Origin of the sequence: Paraburkholderia sp. SIMBA_053, assembly GCF_046534895.1 — a bacterium.
GTDB classification, from domain to species: Bacteria; Pseudomonadota; Gammaproteobacteria; order Burkholderiales; family Burkholderiaceae; genus Paraburkholderia; species Paraburkholderia caledonica.
Genome location: NZ_JAWRXU010001836.1, coordinates 1 through 233, shown reverse-complemented (window position 1 = coordinate 233; position 233 = coordinate 1). Strand labels below are relative to the sequence as shown.

Annotated in this window: 1 protein-coding gene; it reads right to left on the bottom strand. The window is 63.9% G+C overall.

What is annotated here, in order from left to right:
• The coding region (locus SB753_RS41870; RefSeq protein ID WP_410805795.1) for an endolytic transglycosylase MltG at window positions 1-233 on the bottom strand (233 nt) is incomplete at both ends.

Genomic DNA, 233 nt, shown 5'->3' with positions numbered 1-233 from the left:
GCCTCCTTGGAGCTCGAGACGACACCCTCGTGCAGCGATCCATAGCCGTACTGGGCTGTCGAGTCCATCTGCAGCAGCATGTCGATGTCCAGACGGTTCTGGATGACTCGCGACACCTTCGCGAAGTCGTCCAGTCGGCCTTCACGCTGGATGATCGAGGCGATCGTCAGCACGCGCTGCGCGTCTTCGGGCGGCACTCCTGCCTCATCGAGCGCTTGGCGGGTGCGGTCGAC